The sequence below is a fragment of the Weissella thailandensis genome (assembly GCF_005405465.1).
Classification (GTDB): domain Bacteria; phylum Bacillota; class Bacilli; order Lactobacillales; family Lactobacillaceae; genus Weissella; species Weissella thailandensis.
Genome location: NZ_BJEC01000027.1, coordinates 1 through 14,236, shown reverse-complemented (window position 1 = coordinate 14,236; position 14,236 = coordinate 1). Strand labels below are relative to the sequence as shown.

17 protein-coding genes and 1 riboswitch are annotated in these 14,236 nt (G+C 36.5%); of the genes, 5 read left to right on the top strand and 12 right to left on the bottom strand.

Translation table 11 applies throughout. The annotated features are described in order from the left end of the window. The 3 genes from FFM62_RS09500 to FFM62_RS09490 are packed head-to-tail and all read right to left on the bottom strand — an operon-like array spanning position 1 to position 740. On the bottom strand, positions 1–240 hold the full coding sequence (locus FFM62_RS09500; RefSeq protein WP_115470964.1) for a hypothetical protein: 240 nt from the start codon (positions 238–240) through the stop codon (positions 1–3). Between the two features lie 20 nt (positions 241–260). Continuing rightward, positions 261–497, bottom strand: coding sequence for a hypothetical protein (locus FFM62_RS09495; RefSeq protein ID WP_115470965.1), 237 nt, complete (start codon positions 495–497; stop codon positions 261–263). A gap of 12 nt (positions 498–509) precedes the next feature. Further along, positions 510–740, bottom strand: coding sequence for an XRE family transcriptional regulator (locus FFM62_RS09490; RefSeq protein WP_115470966.1), 231 nt, complete (start codon positions 738–740; stop codon positions 510–512). A 260-nt stretch (positions 741–1,000) separates the two neighbouring features. Here FFM62_RS09490 and FFM62_RS09485 point away from each other — a divergent pair, with 260 nt between their 5' ends. The 4 genes from FFM62_RS09485 to FFM62_RS09470 all read left to right on the top strand — a co-directional run bounded on the left by FFM62_RS09485 (position 1,001) and on the right by FFM62_RS09470 (position 3,400). Continuing rightward, complete coding sequence (locus tag FFM62_RS09485; protein ID WP_115470967.1) at positions 1,001–1,348, top strand: helix-turn-helix domain-containing protein; 348 nt, start codon at positions 1,001–1,003, stop codon at positions 1,346–1,348. Next, positions 1,341–1,748, top strand: a complete 408-nt coding sequence (locus tag FFM62_RS09480; protein ID WP_115470968.1) for a M48 family metalloprotease — start codon at positions 1,341–1,343, stop codon at positions 1,746–1,748. The genes FFM62_RS09485 and FFM62_RS09480 overlap by 8 nt, the downstream gene beginning before the upstream one ends. A gap of 51 nt (positions 1,749–1,799) precedes the next feature. Further along, on the top strand, positions 1,800–2,147 hold the full coding sequence (locus FFM62_RS09475) for a hypothetical protein (protein ID WP_115470969.1): 348 nt from the start codon (positions 1,800–1,802) through the stop codon (positions 2,145–2,147). Between the two features lie 182 nt (positions 2,148–2,329). Next, a complete protein-coding gene (locus FFM62_RS09470) occupies positions 2,330–3,400 on the top strand; it encodes a site-specific integrase (RefSeq protein ID WP_115470970.1) in 1,071 nt (356 codons plus the stop codon). Between the two features lie 159 nt (positions 3,401–3,559). Here FFM62_RS09470 and FFM62_RS09465 read toward each other — a convergent pair whose 3' ends face one another. Both FFM62_RS09465 and lepA read right to left on the bottom strand, forming a co-directional pair. Next, complete coding sequence (locus FFM62_RS09465; protein WP_075269296.1) at positions 3,560–3,802, bottom strand: type B 50S ribosomal protein L31; 243 nt, start codon at positions 3,800–3,802, stop codon at positions 3,560–3,562. 143 nt (positions 3,803–3,945) lie between these two features. Further along, entirely contained in the window at positions 3,946–5,769 is a 1,824-nt protein-coding gene (gene lepA, locus FFM62_RS09460) for a translation elongation factor 4 (protein ID WP_115470971.1), read from the bottom strand. Positions 5,770–6,101: 332 nt separating this feature from the next. Here lepA and FFM62_RS09455 point away from each other — a divergent pair, with 332 nt between their 5' ends. Continuing rightward, positions 6,102–6,731 (top strand): HdeD family acid-resistance protein, encoded by a 630-nt coding sequence (locus tag FFM62_RS09455; RefSeq protein ID WP_115470972.1) that lies wholly within the window; start codon positions 6,102–6,104, stop codon positions 6,729–6,731. 86 nt (positions 6,732–6,817) lie between these two features. Here FFM62_RS09455 and cls read toward each other — a convergent pair whose 3' ends face one another. From cls to FFM62_RS09420, 7 genes are all read right to left on the bottom strand, one after another. Continuing rightward, a complete protein-coding gene (cls, locus tag FFM62_RS09450; protein ID WP_115470973.1) occupies positions 6,818–8,266 on the bottom strand; it encodes a cardiolipin synthase in 1,449 nt (482 codons plus the stop codon). An 83-nt stretch (positions 8,267–8,349) separates the two neighbouring features. Beyond that, positions 8,350–9,870 carry an ABC transporter permease/substrate-binding protein gene (locus tag FFM62_RS09445; protein ID WP_115470974.1) on the bottom strand — a complete coding sequence of 507 codons (1,521 nt, stop codon included), beginning with the start codon at positions 9,868–9,870 and terminating at the stop codon, positions 8,350–8,352. A 9-nt stretch (positions 9,871–9,879) separates the two neighbouring features. Further along, on the bottom strand, positions 9,880–10,800 hold the full coding sequence (locus FFM62_RS09440) for an ATP-binding cassette domain-containing protein (RefSeq protein ID WP_165845893.1): 921 nt from the start codon (positions 10,798–10,800) through the stop codon (positions 9,880–9,882). A gap of 115 nt (positions 10,801–10,915) precedes the next feature. After that, positions 10,916–11,533 carry a thiamine phosphate synthase gene (gene thiE, locus FFM62_RS09435; protein ID WP_115470976.1) on the bottom strand — a complete coding sequence of 206 codons (618 nt, stop codon included), beginning with the start codon at positions 11,531–11,533 and terminating at the stop codon, positions 10,916–10,918. Then, positions 11,481–12,329: a hydroxyethylthiazole kinase gene (thiM, locus tag FFM62_RS09430; RefSeq protein ID WP_115470977.1), complete on the bottom strand. Its 849-nt coding sequence runs from the start codon at positions 12,327–12,329 to the stop codon at positions 11,481–11,483. The genes thiE and thiM overlap by 53 nt, the downstream gene beginning before the upstream one ends. Next, positions 12,326–12,847 carry an energy coupling factor transporter S component ThiW gene (gene thiW, locus FFM62_RS09425; RefSeq protein ID WP_115470978.1) on the bottom strand — a complete coding sequence of 174 codons (522 nt, stop codon included), beginning with the start codon at positions 12,845–12,847 and terminating at the stop codon, positions 12,326–12,328. Before thiW ends, thiM begins: the two co-directional genes overlap by 4 nt. Before the next feature lie 97 nt (positions 12,848–12,944). Next, a riboswitch (TPP riboswitch) is annotated at positions 12,945–13,046 on the bottom strand. Between the two features lie 49 nt (positions 13,047–13,095). After that, positions 13,096–13,992 (bottom strand): LysR family transcriptional regulator, encoded by an 897-nt coding sequence (locus tag FFM62_RS09420; protein WP_115470979.1) that lies wholly within the window; start codon positions 13,990–13,992, stop codon positions 13,096–13,098. Positions 13,993–14,236 lie beyond the last annotated feature (244 nt).

The following is a 14,236-nucleotide window of genomic DNA, read 5'->3' as shown; positions in this document are numbered from 1 at the left end:
TTATTGATGGATAATCAGTTTAAGCGTTTTGTTTTTGAAGGCATCATCATCGTTGTTGATATAAGGTGCTACAAACGCAATTCTTTTTAAATGAGCCATATTATGACCATCAATTTCTTTTCCAACAAGATCATTAAAATCAATATCATCTATTTTTAAAGTCGCATAGCTGCCAGCATATGACTTTATTTCAATATCATGTTTTGTTAAATCAATTGAAATTTCTTCTATTTTTTCCATGTTTAAGCCTCCTCATGCTTTTAGTAACCAACAATTACTTGAAGCATTTTTTTGTGTTCGTCTTCAAGACCATTGAAGTATGGAGCTGTAAAATCAATTCTCTTAAGAGATTTAATTTTTATGCCATCGACTGAAACATTTGGTGTTGGAAAATTAATTCCATCAATTTTTAATTTCACATAACTTCCAGCCTTAGAAATAATTTCTACATCGTGCTTTGCTAAATCAATTGAAATTTCTTCGTATTTATTTCCCATGTTTAAGCCTCCTTATAGTTCTAACCAGTTTTCGCCATCATAATTTGTATAAGTGAACAACTTGTTTACATACACATAGGCTTGTCGATTATTTGCCTGACCACCTAACAATTGATAAACGTAAGATGGTGTTTTACCAATATAATTAGCAAGCTCATCAACGCTAATTTGTTTGTAATCGATATAGTCTTTAAAAGCTTTTCGTGCATCAAACAAAGTTTTGTTTGCTTCCTTAATGCTCATAGATTTAACCTCCTATTTAATTTTCAAGTAAAATTCATTGACTAATTTGTGCACAGTGTGTAAAATTAGTGCATAGTTAAAAACCGCAATAAATAACTACATTTATCATGTCTACCTCGCCAAAAGTACATTTGATAATTGCTTGTTTTTTTGTTGCTTATTACTTGAATAATTAAAGTATAACACACTGTGTACAAATATCAAACATTTTTGTGCACTTATTATACTTTATTTGTTCTTGAAGTTTGGAGAACATTAGTATGACAACTTATGAACGAATTCAAAGCGCTGCTAAAAAACGCGGCATGAACTTGCGTGAAGTCGCAAAATCGGCTGGTTTAAAAAGTGAGACCGCTATATATAGGTATAATCAAGGTGTTACTCCCAGAGAGTCCACTTTAAGGTCAATTGCTGATGTTTTAAATGTTTCAGTCGACTACCTATTAGGTAATACTGACGATATGCACGCTAATAAAAAAGCCGACACTTCTAGTGACGACTTAAAAGAATATTTTGATGAACACCCTGTTTTAAAATTTGATGGTAAGGAAATACCTGACGCAGAGATGAAAATTATTAAGCGTATATTGGAGGATATGGATGATTGATATTTTAGATTACCTACTCTACCTGTGTAGAAGCCTAGGTATTAACTATAAAATATCAGATGAATTAGATAGCTCCATTCCCGACATCAGCGTACCTTCTCAAAGAAAAATAATCATCAATGCTAACTATGGTACGAATGTTGAAGTAGCGTTTAGATTAGCGCATGAGATTTCTCATGTTATGCTTGGTAATTATGAAGAGAATTGTATTTATCAGTTTTCTATCGGTACTCGTAGAGTAAGCGAGCGTGAAGCAAATGAGAACGCTGTAAAAATTTTGGGCAAATTTGTATATGCAGATACGCCAGTTGAATATCGCAATTATGTAAATTTCATGAATGAGTTTGGGCTACCGTCTTCATTTGAACCTATGGTTGAGGATATAATTAAGGAAATATAAACATACGTGCAAACCTGAACCACGTTAAAAGCTGTTTAAGGAGTTTTAAGTATGAAGTTGAAAAATTTAGCAATTGCTAATGGAGTTGTTGGGCTAGTTGGAGGAATCGTTTTATTATTTGGTGGGTGGTTCGTATTAGGAGCGGCTGCTAGTAGCGCTTCGGACTTGAGTGCAATGTCTGTTGTACTGTTAGTTTTAAAAGTCGCAATTTTAGTATTAGGAATTATTGGAATCGTTAGTTTTAATAAGCGCCCTATTATTACAAAATCTCCCAGTGTTTTATTGATTATAGGTGGTGCAATATCAATTATTCCGTTCATGGGATGGATTGGTGGAATTATTTCAATAGTAGGTGGTTCACTATACCTAGCTAGTTTAAAAAAATTCAACGTTAAATAAAACATTTTAAATTAAGACGGTAAAAAAACACGCACATCCTCAGCTACCAAACTTACAGTGTACGTGCATCTCAATATTAACAAGCGGTTTTATACGCTTTTATTTAACGTATCTATTATAGCAGACCTAGACACGTCTTTAAACTATCTATATTTTTTACATGAAAGGTTAGGTTTAAACTAATGTCAGTTGAAAAACAAAGAAAAACTTGGCGCGCAATTGTCAGCTATCAAGTTGATGGCAAACGTAAAAAAGCCACTAAAGGCGGTTTTAAGTATAAATCAGAAGCCCTAGCTTATGAGACAATGCTTAAAGCAAAACTCAACCAAGGCTATGATATTGAGTCTAGTAAGCAATTGTTTACAGAGTTCTATGATACCTGGTTAGATAATCACATCAAGTCTGGTATCAAGCAACAAACGATTGCCAATCACATTGCTACACAAACTATCGTTCACGAACATCTACAAGATGTTACTTTGGAGCAAATGAACCGCAAAAGGTATCAGCAGTTCTTAGATGATCTAAGCACAACGAGAACGGCTAGTTCAGTGCATCAAATATCCATGCGTGTTGGTATGTGTTTAAAAGAAGCTTTTAGCGATGGAATTATCAAAACAGACCCAACGTTTAATCTAAAATTCAAAGGCACTCATGAAAGCAAACCAACTGATCTAAAATTTTTAGAAGAAGATGAATTTAATAAGCTAGTTAAATATATTGAAGATACCCCCATGACTGCACCTAATTTCATGATATACACTGCTGCCCTTTCAGGAATGCGTGCAGGCGAAATTTTGGCGCTGACTTATGCTGATTTTGATATTAAAAATAGCAAAATATTAGTTACTAAATCAAAGACTAATCGAGTACCCTATCAATACACGACACCAAAAACGAAACAGTCCGTGCGTGAAATAACCATGCCAACATATTATTTTGAGCAGCTAGAACGGTTTAAAAAGATGTTTCCAAATACAGATGAACATATATTTGGTGAAAAAACTTCACAGTCAGTACCGAGCTATCGTTTGAGGTGTCTTACCAAAGATCTAGATATTAAGCCTATTTCTTTTCATGGTTTAAGGCATAGCCACGCAAGCATTTTAATTAACAACGGAGTTGATATTGCTTATGTTAGCGAAAGATTAGGTCACAGTTCGGTTAGTGTAACCCAAAAAGTTTACTTTCACTTTCTTAAAAAAGCACGAGAAAACGAAGAAGAAAAGATGCTAAATGTGTTCAAAAAATAGTTCCCAAATAGTTCCCTAATTTGAAAATAGTTCCCAAAAGTTCCCTAATTTTGATATTTGTCGATAATAAATGATACTAAATAACACTACAAAAAACGCACAAAAAAACCGTCGCATAGGCATTTAGCGCTATGCAACGGCATTTGTAGGAGTTTGCAATTAAGCAAGTCCGTATTTCTTGTTGAACTTATCAACAGCACCATCTGCAGTAGTAAACTTTTGCTTACCTGTGTAGAATGGGTGTGAATCTGAAGTAATTTCAACACGGATCATTGGGTAAGTAGCACCCTCAAATTCGATAGTCTCGTCAGAAGTACGAGTAGAACCTGACAAGAACTTGTAACCAGTAGTTGAGTCAACGAATACCACTTGGTGGTAATCTGGATGAATTTCAGCCTTCATTATTTTCTCCTTATTGCCCTAGTTTTATAAAAACCAGAGTCAGATTATTTAACTAGAATATAGTAACATAAATAACCAAAAAATGATAGTTTTTCACTATAAACCAGCCGAAAAATTGATTAATTTTTTTGCCAATAAAGCAACTATTCTTCGTCTGATTTAAGCACAGCCATAAAGGCTTCCTGCGGCACTTCCACAGTTCCCACTGCTTTCATACGCTTCTTACCACGCTTCTGCTTATCCAACAATTTCGCACGACGATCTGGATCACCTGTATGAATTCGAGAGGTAACGTCCTTACGATAAGCCTTAATTGTTGAACGAGCAACAATTTTTGAGCCCACCGCAGCTTGAACTGGAATTTCAAAGTTTCGTCGTGGAATGATTTCCTTTAATTTCTTCGTAATTACACGAGAACGTTCTTGTGCAAAATCACGATGCACAATGAAGCTCAAGGCATCCACTTTTTCATTATTCAATAGAATATCGATTTTAACTAATTCAGATTGACGGTATCCTGACAATTCATAATCTAGTGAAGCATACCCACGTGTATTTGATTTCAGCTTATCAAAGAAGTCAAAAATAATTTCTGATAATGGCATGTAATATTTAACATTAACCCGATTTTCATCTAAATAATCCATGGTATCAAATTCACCACGCTTTGACTGTGCTAACTCCATAACCGCACCGACATAATCATTAGGTACCATAATTTGTGCCAAGACAAATGGCTCTTCGATATATTTAATCTCTGATACCTCAGGTAATTCTGATGGATTAGCCACCTCCACCATTTCACCATCTGTTGTATAAGCATGGTAAGTAACTGACGGCGCCGTTGTAATTAGATCTAAGTCAAACTCACGTTCCAAACGCTCTTGAATAACATCCATGTGCAACAAGCCTAAGAATCCAGTACGGAACCCAAAGCCAAGTGCTTGTGATGTTTCTGGTTCAAATTCAAGCGAGGCATCATTTAATTGAAGTTTCTCCAATGCATCTCGTAGATCATTATATTTTGCATTATCAGTTGGGTATAATCCAGAATAGACCATCGGTGTCATTGGCTGATAACCAGGTAACGGTTCCATAGCTGGTTGCTTCACGTGCGTCAATGTATCTCCAGGACGCGCATCACGAATATTCTTAATTGAGGCTGCCACGTAACCAATATCTCCAGCCATTAGTAACTCACGTTTAATTGGCATAGGTGAATTAACACCAACCTCGGTCACTTCGTACTCTGCCCCTGAGTTCATAAACTTAATTTTTTCTCCTGGACGCAACACACCACTCATCACTCGAACGGTTAAAATAACACCTCGATATGAATCATAGGCCGAATCAAAAATTAAGGCTTGTAATGGCGCATCAAGATCACCTTGAGGCGCTGGAACATCAGTCACGATTTTTTCCAAAAGTTCTGGAATACCAACCCCTTTTTTGGCTGAGGCCAACACAGCATCAGAGGCATCAATACCGATCACATCTTCAATTTCTGTGCGTACTGCTTCAGGATCAGCAGCTGGTAAATCTATTTTATTAATAACAGGCAAAATCTCTAGGTCATTTTCAATCGCTAAATAAACATTTGCCAAAGTTTGAGCTTCCACCCCTTGGGCTGCATCAACAACCAAAATTGCGCCATCAGCAGCAGCCAATGAACGTGACACCTCATAAGAAAAGTCCACATGTCCTGGTGTATCAACTAGATGAAAAATATAATTTTCACCATCTTTGGCATGATAATGTACCTCGACGGCATTCATCTTGATCGTGATACCACGTTCCCGTTCCAAATCCATTGTGTCTAGTAATTGATCTTGCATCTCTCGCTCAGTAACCGTATGAGTTGCTTCTAAAATACGATCTGAAATCGTTGACTTTCCATGATCAATATGGGCAACAATACTAAAATTACGGATATGTTTTTGGCGCGCCTGCATTTCTTCTATATTCATTATTGCGCTCCTATTCTTTGTATTTTCTGTCCATACTATTATACAAGTATTCTTATCATCATGGTAGTGTCCTAATGGTTATTCTTGTCCTTTAGTTTATCCGTTAAGGATTTCGCTTTTCTTTCAACTGATTTATCAAACTTTTTCTGGCGATACTGTGTATATCCAAATAGAATAAGTAGCACCAGGATAATAATTATTTCAATCATCCTTCACATTCCTTTTATTATAAATATTTAATATTTTTTATTTTAAATTGGTCTTCAATTGTATTTTACTCTATTTTCAATTACACTCAATTTAAACAACTCAATCTAAAAGGAGGCATAGCTATGGCTAATTTGCCAGAAGTACAACAATCTGAAGCCAGTGGTGAGGAAGTGACTCAAAGTCGTTCAGAACAACATCAACTTCCTCATAAACCAATTATTTCATATTTTGTTCGTAAATTATTGGCTACTGCTGGTGTTATTTCAATTATTTTAGGAATTTTTGCCTTTGTCTTTAACCCCGAGTGGTTATTAGCTGTTTCAATACTATTTGGATTATTTTCAATTTTCATTGCCATCATTGATCTAATGCTATTTCGTAACAGTACCTATTTACGTGGTTCACACCTAATGAGTGCCTTGTTAAGTCTTGTAATGGGACTGGTTCTCTTATTCCGCCAAGACGTTGCGAAAGACTTTATTGGACTGGTATTCGGCTTTTGGATCCTATTTAATGCAACTAGTAATTTAGCCCAAACATGGGTACCTGAATTACTAGTCGGTTGGCAACGTTTAGTTGGTTTGGTAATTGGTGCCATTGGTCTTTGTCTAGGGCTATTCTTGGTACTATTCACAGGCTACTCGACCCATGATATGCAAATCATTTTAGGAATTTATACTGATTTATTAGGAATCTTCTTCTTACTAGTTAGTTTCTTTAGTCGCAAGAATGACTTAAACCAGCCAGCATAATACCTAAATCAAAAAAAGACAGAACCCTTCATCAAACCGATGATGCGTTCTGTCTTTTTTATATAATTACAGTCTAACATGACATGTTACAAAATAGGCGTTAATAATCTAGAGAAGAATTGCTTAAATCGTAACCATGATGACTGTTTGGCAAAATATTTTGGCGTTAACAACGTTGAATTTTCCAAATCTTTCTCAAAAATACGATTCATTTTTAATGCTAAATTCCGGCTATAAAGAAAGGCATTTACTTCAAAATTCAAGGCAAAAGAACGAATGTCCATGTTGGCACTACCAACTGATACAATTTTATCGTCAATCACAATCGTCTTAGAATGCAGGAACCCTTTATTATAGGCATAAACTTCAATGCCTTCCTGAGCTAATACACTAGCGTAATACTCAGTTGCCCGGTAAACAAACATATGATCTGGCTTTGACGGAATCATCACACGGACTCTGATGCCTGACCTAGCAGCAATTTCAATCGCGTCCATAATAGCTGAATTAGGAATGAAATATGGCGACTGGATCGTAATACTTTCATGTGCCATAGAAATCATCCGTAAATAGCCTTGGTAAATTTGTCTCGTATCAGCATCAGGTCCAGAAGAAACAATTTGCATCGCCACATCCCCACTTGCGTTGATGGATGGGAAATAATTTTCACTGAACTCTAGCTTTTCATTATCGGTCGTTGCATTCCAATCTGTGAAAAAGCGACTTTGCATTGCTAGAACGCCATCCCCGACTACTCGAAGATGCGTATCACGCCAATAACCAAACTTTTTTAAGCGCCCCAGATATTGATCACCAACATTAAAGCCACCGATATAACCAATGTTACCATCAATAATCACTAGCTTGCGGTGATCATGATTGTTAACATGTAATGAAAATAAATGCCACTTTGGCATTAGAAACGCCTCAACTTTACCACCAGCTGCTCGCAATTGCTTATACATTCTTGAATTTCGACCACCAGATCCCCATGCATCAAAAATAACTCGCACACGAACGCCAGCTTCAGCCTTTTGTGTCAATAAATCAACTAATTCATTACCGATTTGATCATTATAAATCGTATAAAATTCAACATTTATATGATGTTTTGCTGCACGAATATCAGCAAACATTTTTTCAAACATATCATTACCATCAGTTAAGACATCAACTTCATTCTGATTGGTCAAAATTGCTTGTTCATTTTGTAGAAATAAGCGAATGAATGACTGCTCTTCAACAAAATGATCCGGATCTACAGCTGACAATACTTCTTGTTGCTGATTTTCTGCAATCCGATCAATCCCTAACGTTTGCTGTGTTTGCATCGTAAATATGCGATCACCTGATAATTTACGACCAAATAAATAATAAATTAGAAATCCAACTATTGGAAATAATAGCAAAACTAACATCCATGCCCAGATAGACGTAATGTCACGGTAACGATCTCTAAAAACAGTTAAAATAGCTGCTAGTGTGTTAAAAATAAACACGAGCTCCACTATTAAAACTACCCAATGCTCAACCATACCCACACTCCTTCTGAATAATACTACTATTTTATCAGTTTTGTACCATCACAACATGTTAAATTACGTATAAATTATCCATATTACTTTAATAAATGATGCTTTACTAGATATTGATGAGCTACTTTATCAGCTTGTTTATGCTGGACAGTAACCTGATAGTTCATATCAATCATATCCTGATTGGTAATCTTACCATCTAAACGAGCCAAACTTTTCTTCACACTTGGATACTTTGTTAGGATGGCCTTTCTAACTAATGGTGCGCCTTGGAACGGTGGGAAATATTGTTTATCATCTTTCAAAGTCACTAACTTATACTGCTTCAATTGTGGATCGGTTGTATACGCGTCAGTGACATCAATTTGTTTATTAACTAAAGCCTTATAACGTAAACTCGAAGACATGCTAGTAACCTTATTAAATTGCAACTGATAGGCTTTTTTCATACCTGGATATGAATCCTTTAATTCATAAAAATCATGGTCGAAACCGGCTGTTAATTGCGGTGACATTTTTGCTAAATCACTCGTTGTTTTCAAATGATATTTTTTAGCATCTGCTTGGCGAACGGCTAAAGCATACGTATTTTGATATTTCATTGGTGCTAAATAAGACAAATTATCTTGCTCTTTTATCGCACGCTTGGCATCATCAAAAGCTTGCTTAGGTTGATGGCTAACATGTTCTCCCTTGACCAACGTTTGTAAAACAGTCCCCGTGAATTCGGGATAGACATCAACGTCACCACCCTTTAAAGCTTTATAAATAAAGGTTGTCCCACCAAAATTTGGTTTCAATTTGACATCTAAACGTGGATTATCTGCTTCAATGAGTTCCTTATATAGATTAATTAAAATTTCTGGTTCACCACCTAATTTACCCGCGATGGTAATCGTGCCTCTAGGCTGTACAATTGCTTGGCCACCAAAATAAACACCACCTAATGCAACAAGACTTGCCAAAAGAATGCCCATTTTCTTAAGCGACAACTTACCGATTAATTTGATTCCCCAAGAAAAAATAAGTGCCAATAGTGCTGATAGAATTGCACCCAGAAGTAACTGCGCATTGTCATTAGTTTGGATTCCAATCATAATAAAGGTCCCTAAACCACCACCACCAATCAAAGCTGCTAAGGTAGCTGTTCCAATGACCATAACTGTCGCAATACGCAACCCTGATAGAATCATTGGCATAGCAAGCGGTAACTGGATTTTGAATAATTTAAATGGCCATGAAAAGCCAAATGCGTCCGTTGCTTCAGTCAAATTCGGGTCAATTTCTGTTAAACCAGCATAGGTGTTTTGAAAAATTGGCATAATCGCATATAATACCAATGCAATAATCGCTGGCACTGTACCTATACCAACAAATGGAATCAGGACTCCCAATACCGCTAAACTGGGAATCGTTTGGATAACACCCGCTATCTGTAAAACAACTTCACCAGCGCGACGATGCTTCATCAACGCGATTGCCAACGGTACAGCAATGACAGCTGCGATAAAAATAGCCGCTACTGAAAGTAATACATGTTCACGCAGTGCAACCAAAATATCTGTTGATTGCGCTGTAAATAAATTCATCAAATCATTTAACATGTTATCCTCCTATTGTTGACCGATATACTGCAACACATCATCCGCCGTTACAACATACTGTTGGTCAATAACAACTTGGTCGACTTCACGTAAGACCATCGCTAATTCTTGAATTGTTTGCGTTGCTGATAATTGTGGCGTCTGTTCGGGATACTGTGAATGTAGCGGATGTAGCAATCCCGCTGACTGCATGTCTGAAACCAGGGTTACGCGTTGATTATCAAATAATGATGAAACTGTTTTGTTCGCTGGTTCACTGATTATTTTGTTTGGTGATCCAACTTGTTCTAAATGACCGTTTACTAACACACCTATTCTAGTTCCTAACCGTAATGCTTCGTGCATATCATGCGTAACAAATAAAATAGTTGGTTTCAGTTCATCATACAAATCCAAAATCAAATCCTGTAACTGCTTTCTTGATAATGGATCGAGGGCGCTAAAAGGTTCATCCATTAAAATAATATCCGGCTTTGTAATTAATGCTCTAACAATCCCCACTCGTTGCTGCTCACCGCCTGATAATTCGCTCGGCATACGTGATCCATATTGTTCATGTGGCAAACCAACCCTATCTAATAGTTGGTTAACTAAAGTTTCTCGTTTATCACGTTTCACTCCTTGGGCCTCTAATAAAATACCAGCATTTTGGCTAATTGTTAGATTAGGAAAAAGAGCAATGTTCTGTAGAACATATCCAATATTTTTTCGCAACTTGGCTGTATCAACTTGATTAACATTTATGTCATCAATCAATATTTCACCTGCGGATTGTTCAATCAAACGATTAATCATCTTTAAAATTGTTGTTTTACCACTACCACTTGGTCCGACCAAAACAAAAAACTCACCCGAGGCAACCGTTAAATTTAATTTATTAACGACCTGTTTTTCTTGGTATGTCTTGACCACATCACTGAATTTTATCATGACCATAACTCCTTTATTCAGCACTTAACTGCCTATCACAAGATTATTTCTTTAAAATTAAAGGAATATAAAAAAGACTGAGTAATAGTTAATTATTATCTCAGTCTTCAATACATTATAACTGTTCAAGCTTCTTTTTTAAATGTTGAACTTTTTTCGCAATATCATCCGCTTTCATAATTTCACTCACGACAGAAATGCCAGCAATGCCTGTTCCTTTAAATGTCATGATGCGATCTTCCGTAATGCCACCAATAGCAACGACCGGAATATTAACAGATGCCGTAATTTCCCGCAATGTATCAACCGATGTTTGCTTAGTAACAACTTTTGTTTGGGTTGGGAAGATTGTCCCAGTCCCCAAGTAATCTGCCCCCTCTGCAGCCGCTTCCGTTGCACGGGCAACTGTCTTGGCAGAAACACCTAATAATTTCTCCTTGCCAAGTAGCTTGCGTGCAACGTTTACTGGTAATTCATCATCACCAATATGGACCCCACCTGCATCAACTGCCTGACAAATATCAATCCGATCATCAATAATTAATTTCAACCCATAGCGATCTGTTATTTGCTTTACCTTCAAAGCCAACTCATAGTAGTCTCGAGTTGATAAGTTCTTTTCCCGTAATTGTACCAAGGTAACGCCATTTGCACAGGCGGTCTCAACCTTATTTAAGAATTCACTCTCCGTCTCCCCATATCTTGCTGTCACTAAATATAATTGTTTTGTCATTTTTTGTTCCCCTTATCTGATTTGTCCAATCGATATTATCGATACCTAATAATGAAAGTTCATTTAGAAATAGTTGCCGAAATTCTGCAATGCCTGCTGTATTTGCCTTAGTTTTAGCCATTTCCCCTGAAATGTTAAGATAACTAACTGCTTGAACGGCTGCGTCTTCGGGAGATGCACCTGCACCCAACAACGCTGCCAATAAACCACTTAGCGTATCCCCTGAGCCAGTAAATCGATCCAATTCTGGCACACCATTACTTAATATCCAAGCATTGTCCTTGGCAACCACAATATCTTTCGCACCAGTTGCCACATAAACTGACTCTTGTGGCAACTGTTTCAGTGCCACAATCAATCTAGCTAGTTCATCATCAGTCTGATCTAATGGGTTGCCATCAACACCACGACCATTTGTTGCTAAACCACATAGTGCGCGCATTTCTGAAATATTACCGCGAATGATTGCTGGTTTCTTTTCCATAACAACCTTAGCAATTTTCATAGCTGATTTGGCACTTGCAATACCCACAACATCAAGCAAAATTGGCTCTTTTCCATCTGCTACTTCACTCGCAGCATGTATGCTTTGTTCTTTAGTTAATGATAAGCTACCCAAATTTAATAGTAAGGCATCGGTTTGGTGGATTAAATCATCAAAAGCACGTGTATCCTCAGTCATAATTGGCTTAGCACCAATGTAAAGTAACACATTTGCAACCGTCTCTACTGAAATAGCATTTGTAATACAATGAATTAGCGGTGCTGTTTGCAACGGAATCTTTATTTTTTTCATTTAATGACATATTCCTTTCCATTAAAAATACGTATCATATCTTTAAACAAAGATATTCTTTTTGCTTGCTGCCAAATGAGCCAAGCTGCCACTGCACCCATAAGCGTCGCACCTAAGAATCGTGGTGTATACAACAACCAATACAAGTCTGTTTTGTTACCCGTGAAAAGTACCATAACTGGATAAGATAACAATGAACCGACTATTCCAGTACCAATAATTTCACCAATGATAGAACCATAAATACTATGCGTCCAGCGAGCTCCAAGACCTGCTAATAAAGCACCGAAAACAGCCCCAGTCAAAGCCAGTGGTGGAATCCCCATCATCATCATCCTGATAATTCCACAGCAAATCGCCATAATCGTTGCGTACAATGGTCCCATAAGAACGCCCGCTAAGATATTAATCACACTAGACATCGGCGCCATTCCTTCAATTCGTAAAATTGGTGATAGTACAACATCTAACGCAACCATCACCGCTAAATAAGTTATTTTTCTAACTTTTGAATTCATTCTTGTTTTCCCCCGATAAATTTAAGCAATATAATTTCAAAATAAATGGGCAATAAAAAAGCCTCCCTGTAATAAAAAATCACAAAGAGGCCAATAATTGACAAATTTACACAATTCCTACGCTTAAATAACTAAAACAGGTACGAAGGGTCTAGAGTTCTACTCATTCTCAGCCAACTTGGCTCCCCTTTGCGATTATATTTAATTTTTATATTATAATACTACCACACATACTAATAAAATGGTTTTTAAATAATATCGTGGTTAAGTACTTGGGTAATATATTTCCAAAATAATCCATTGGCCTTTGACTCATGGACTTGTTTCAGCCTCATAAAGCCAAAATCGCTCGTCGTATTTGTAGCGATTTTACGTTTAACTATTTGCCCATCATTCGTCATATCAACCCTTTTTTCCATCATTAAGGCGATACCCATACCATTAAGGACCATGTTCAATATAATATCGATTCGTTCACCTTGATAAGCCACCGCAGATGCCAATTGTTTCTTCTCACCAACAGCACCAAACTTGTTAAAAATTATTGTTTCCTCGCCTTCAAGTAATAATAATTCTTCTTTCATCAAATCATCTAATGAAATCACACGATTGGCAGATAGTGGATGATTAGCTGGCAGCACACAAACTAAATTATCCTGATCAGTTAACAACGTTTCTAATTTGCCATTAACGGCTGGTGTGTAATGACCAAAAATTATATCGGCTTGATTATCTTCTAACGACTGGATCAATAAACTATCTTTCGTTTCAGAGAAATGTAATGTAATTTCGGGATGTCTTTTATGAAAATCACTCATCAATGAAAAGCCACGGTAATTAGAAAATGTTGGCATCGTATGAATCGTCAATACGTTGTCTGATTCAGAATCATGTTGCACCAACGTTTGTTGTAGTGCATCAAATTCATGCATGATTTTTTTGGCATACATTTCAGTAATCCGCCCTGATTCAGTCAATGAAATATGACGATGCTCACGTTTAAATAACTGTGTTTTTAATTCCTTTTCCAAAGACAAAATTTGCTTAGAAATATTACCTTGCGTTGTATACAACCTATCAGCCGTTTCAGAATAATTCCCAGTTTCAGCTAAATCTAGAAAGACCTTAAATTTATGAATATCCATTATGTAGTTCCCCAATTATTACTATTTGGAATAGTTTACCACACTCTAATCAACTTTGTCATAGTAAACTTTGTTACTACCAAAAACAATCCTTGCTAAATAAAAAAACTGGGACATTATGAAGTGCCCCATAATTGTTAGACACAAAAATCTAACGATTATGGGGTATTTTTCATGACTAAATATTCAACTGATTTTAAAATTAATGCCGTGCAACGTTACTGTAAGGGAAACATCTCGTTAA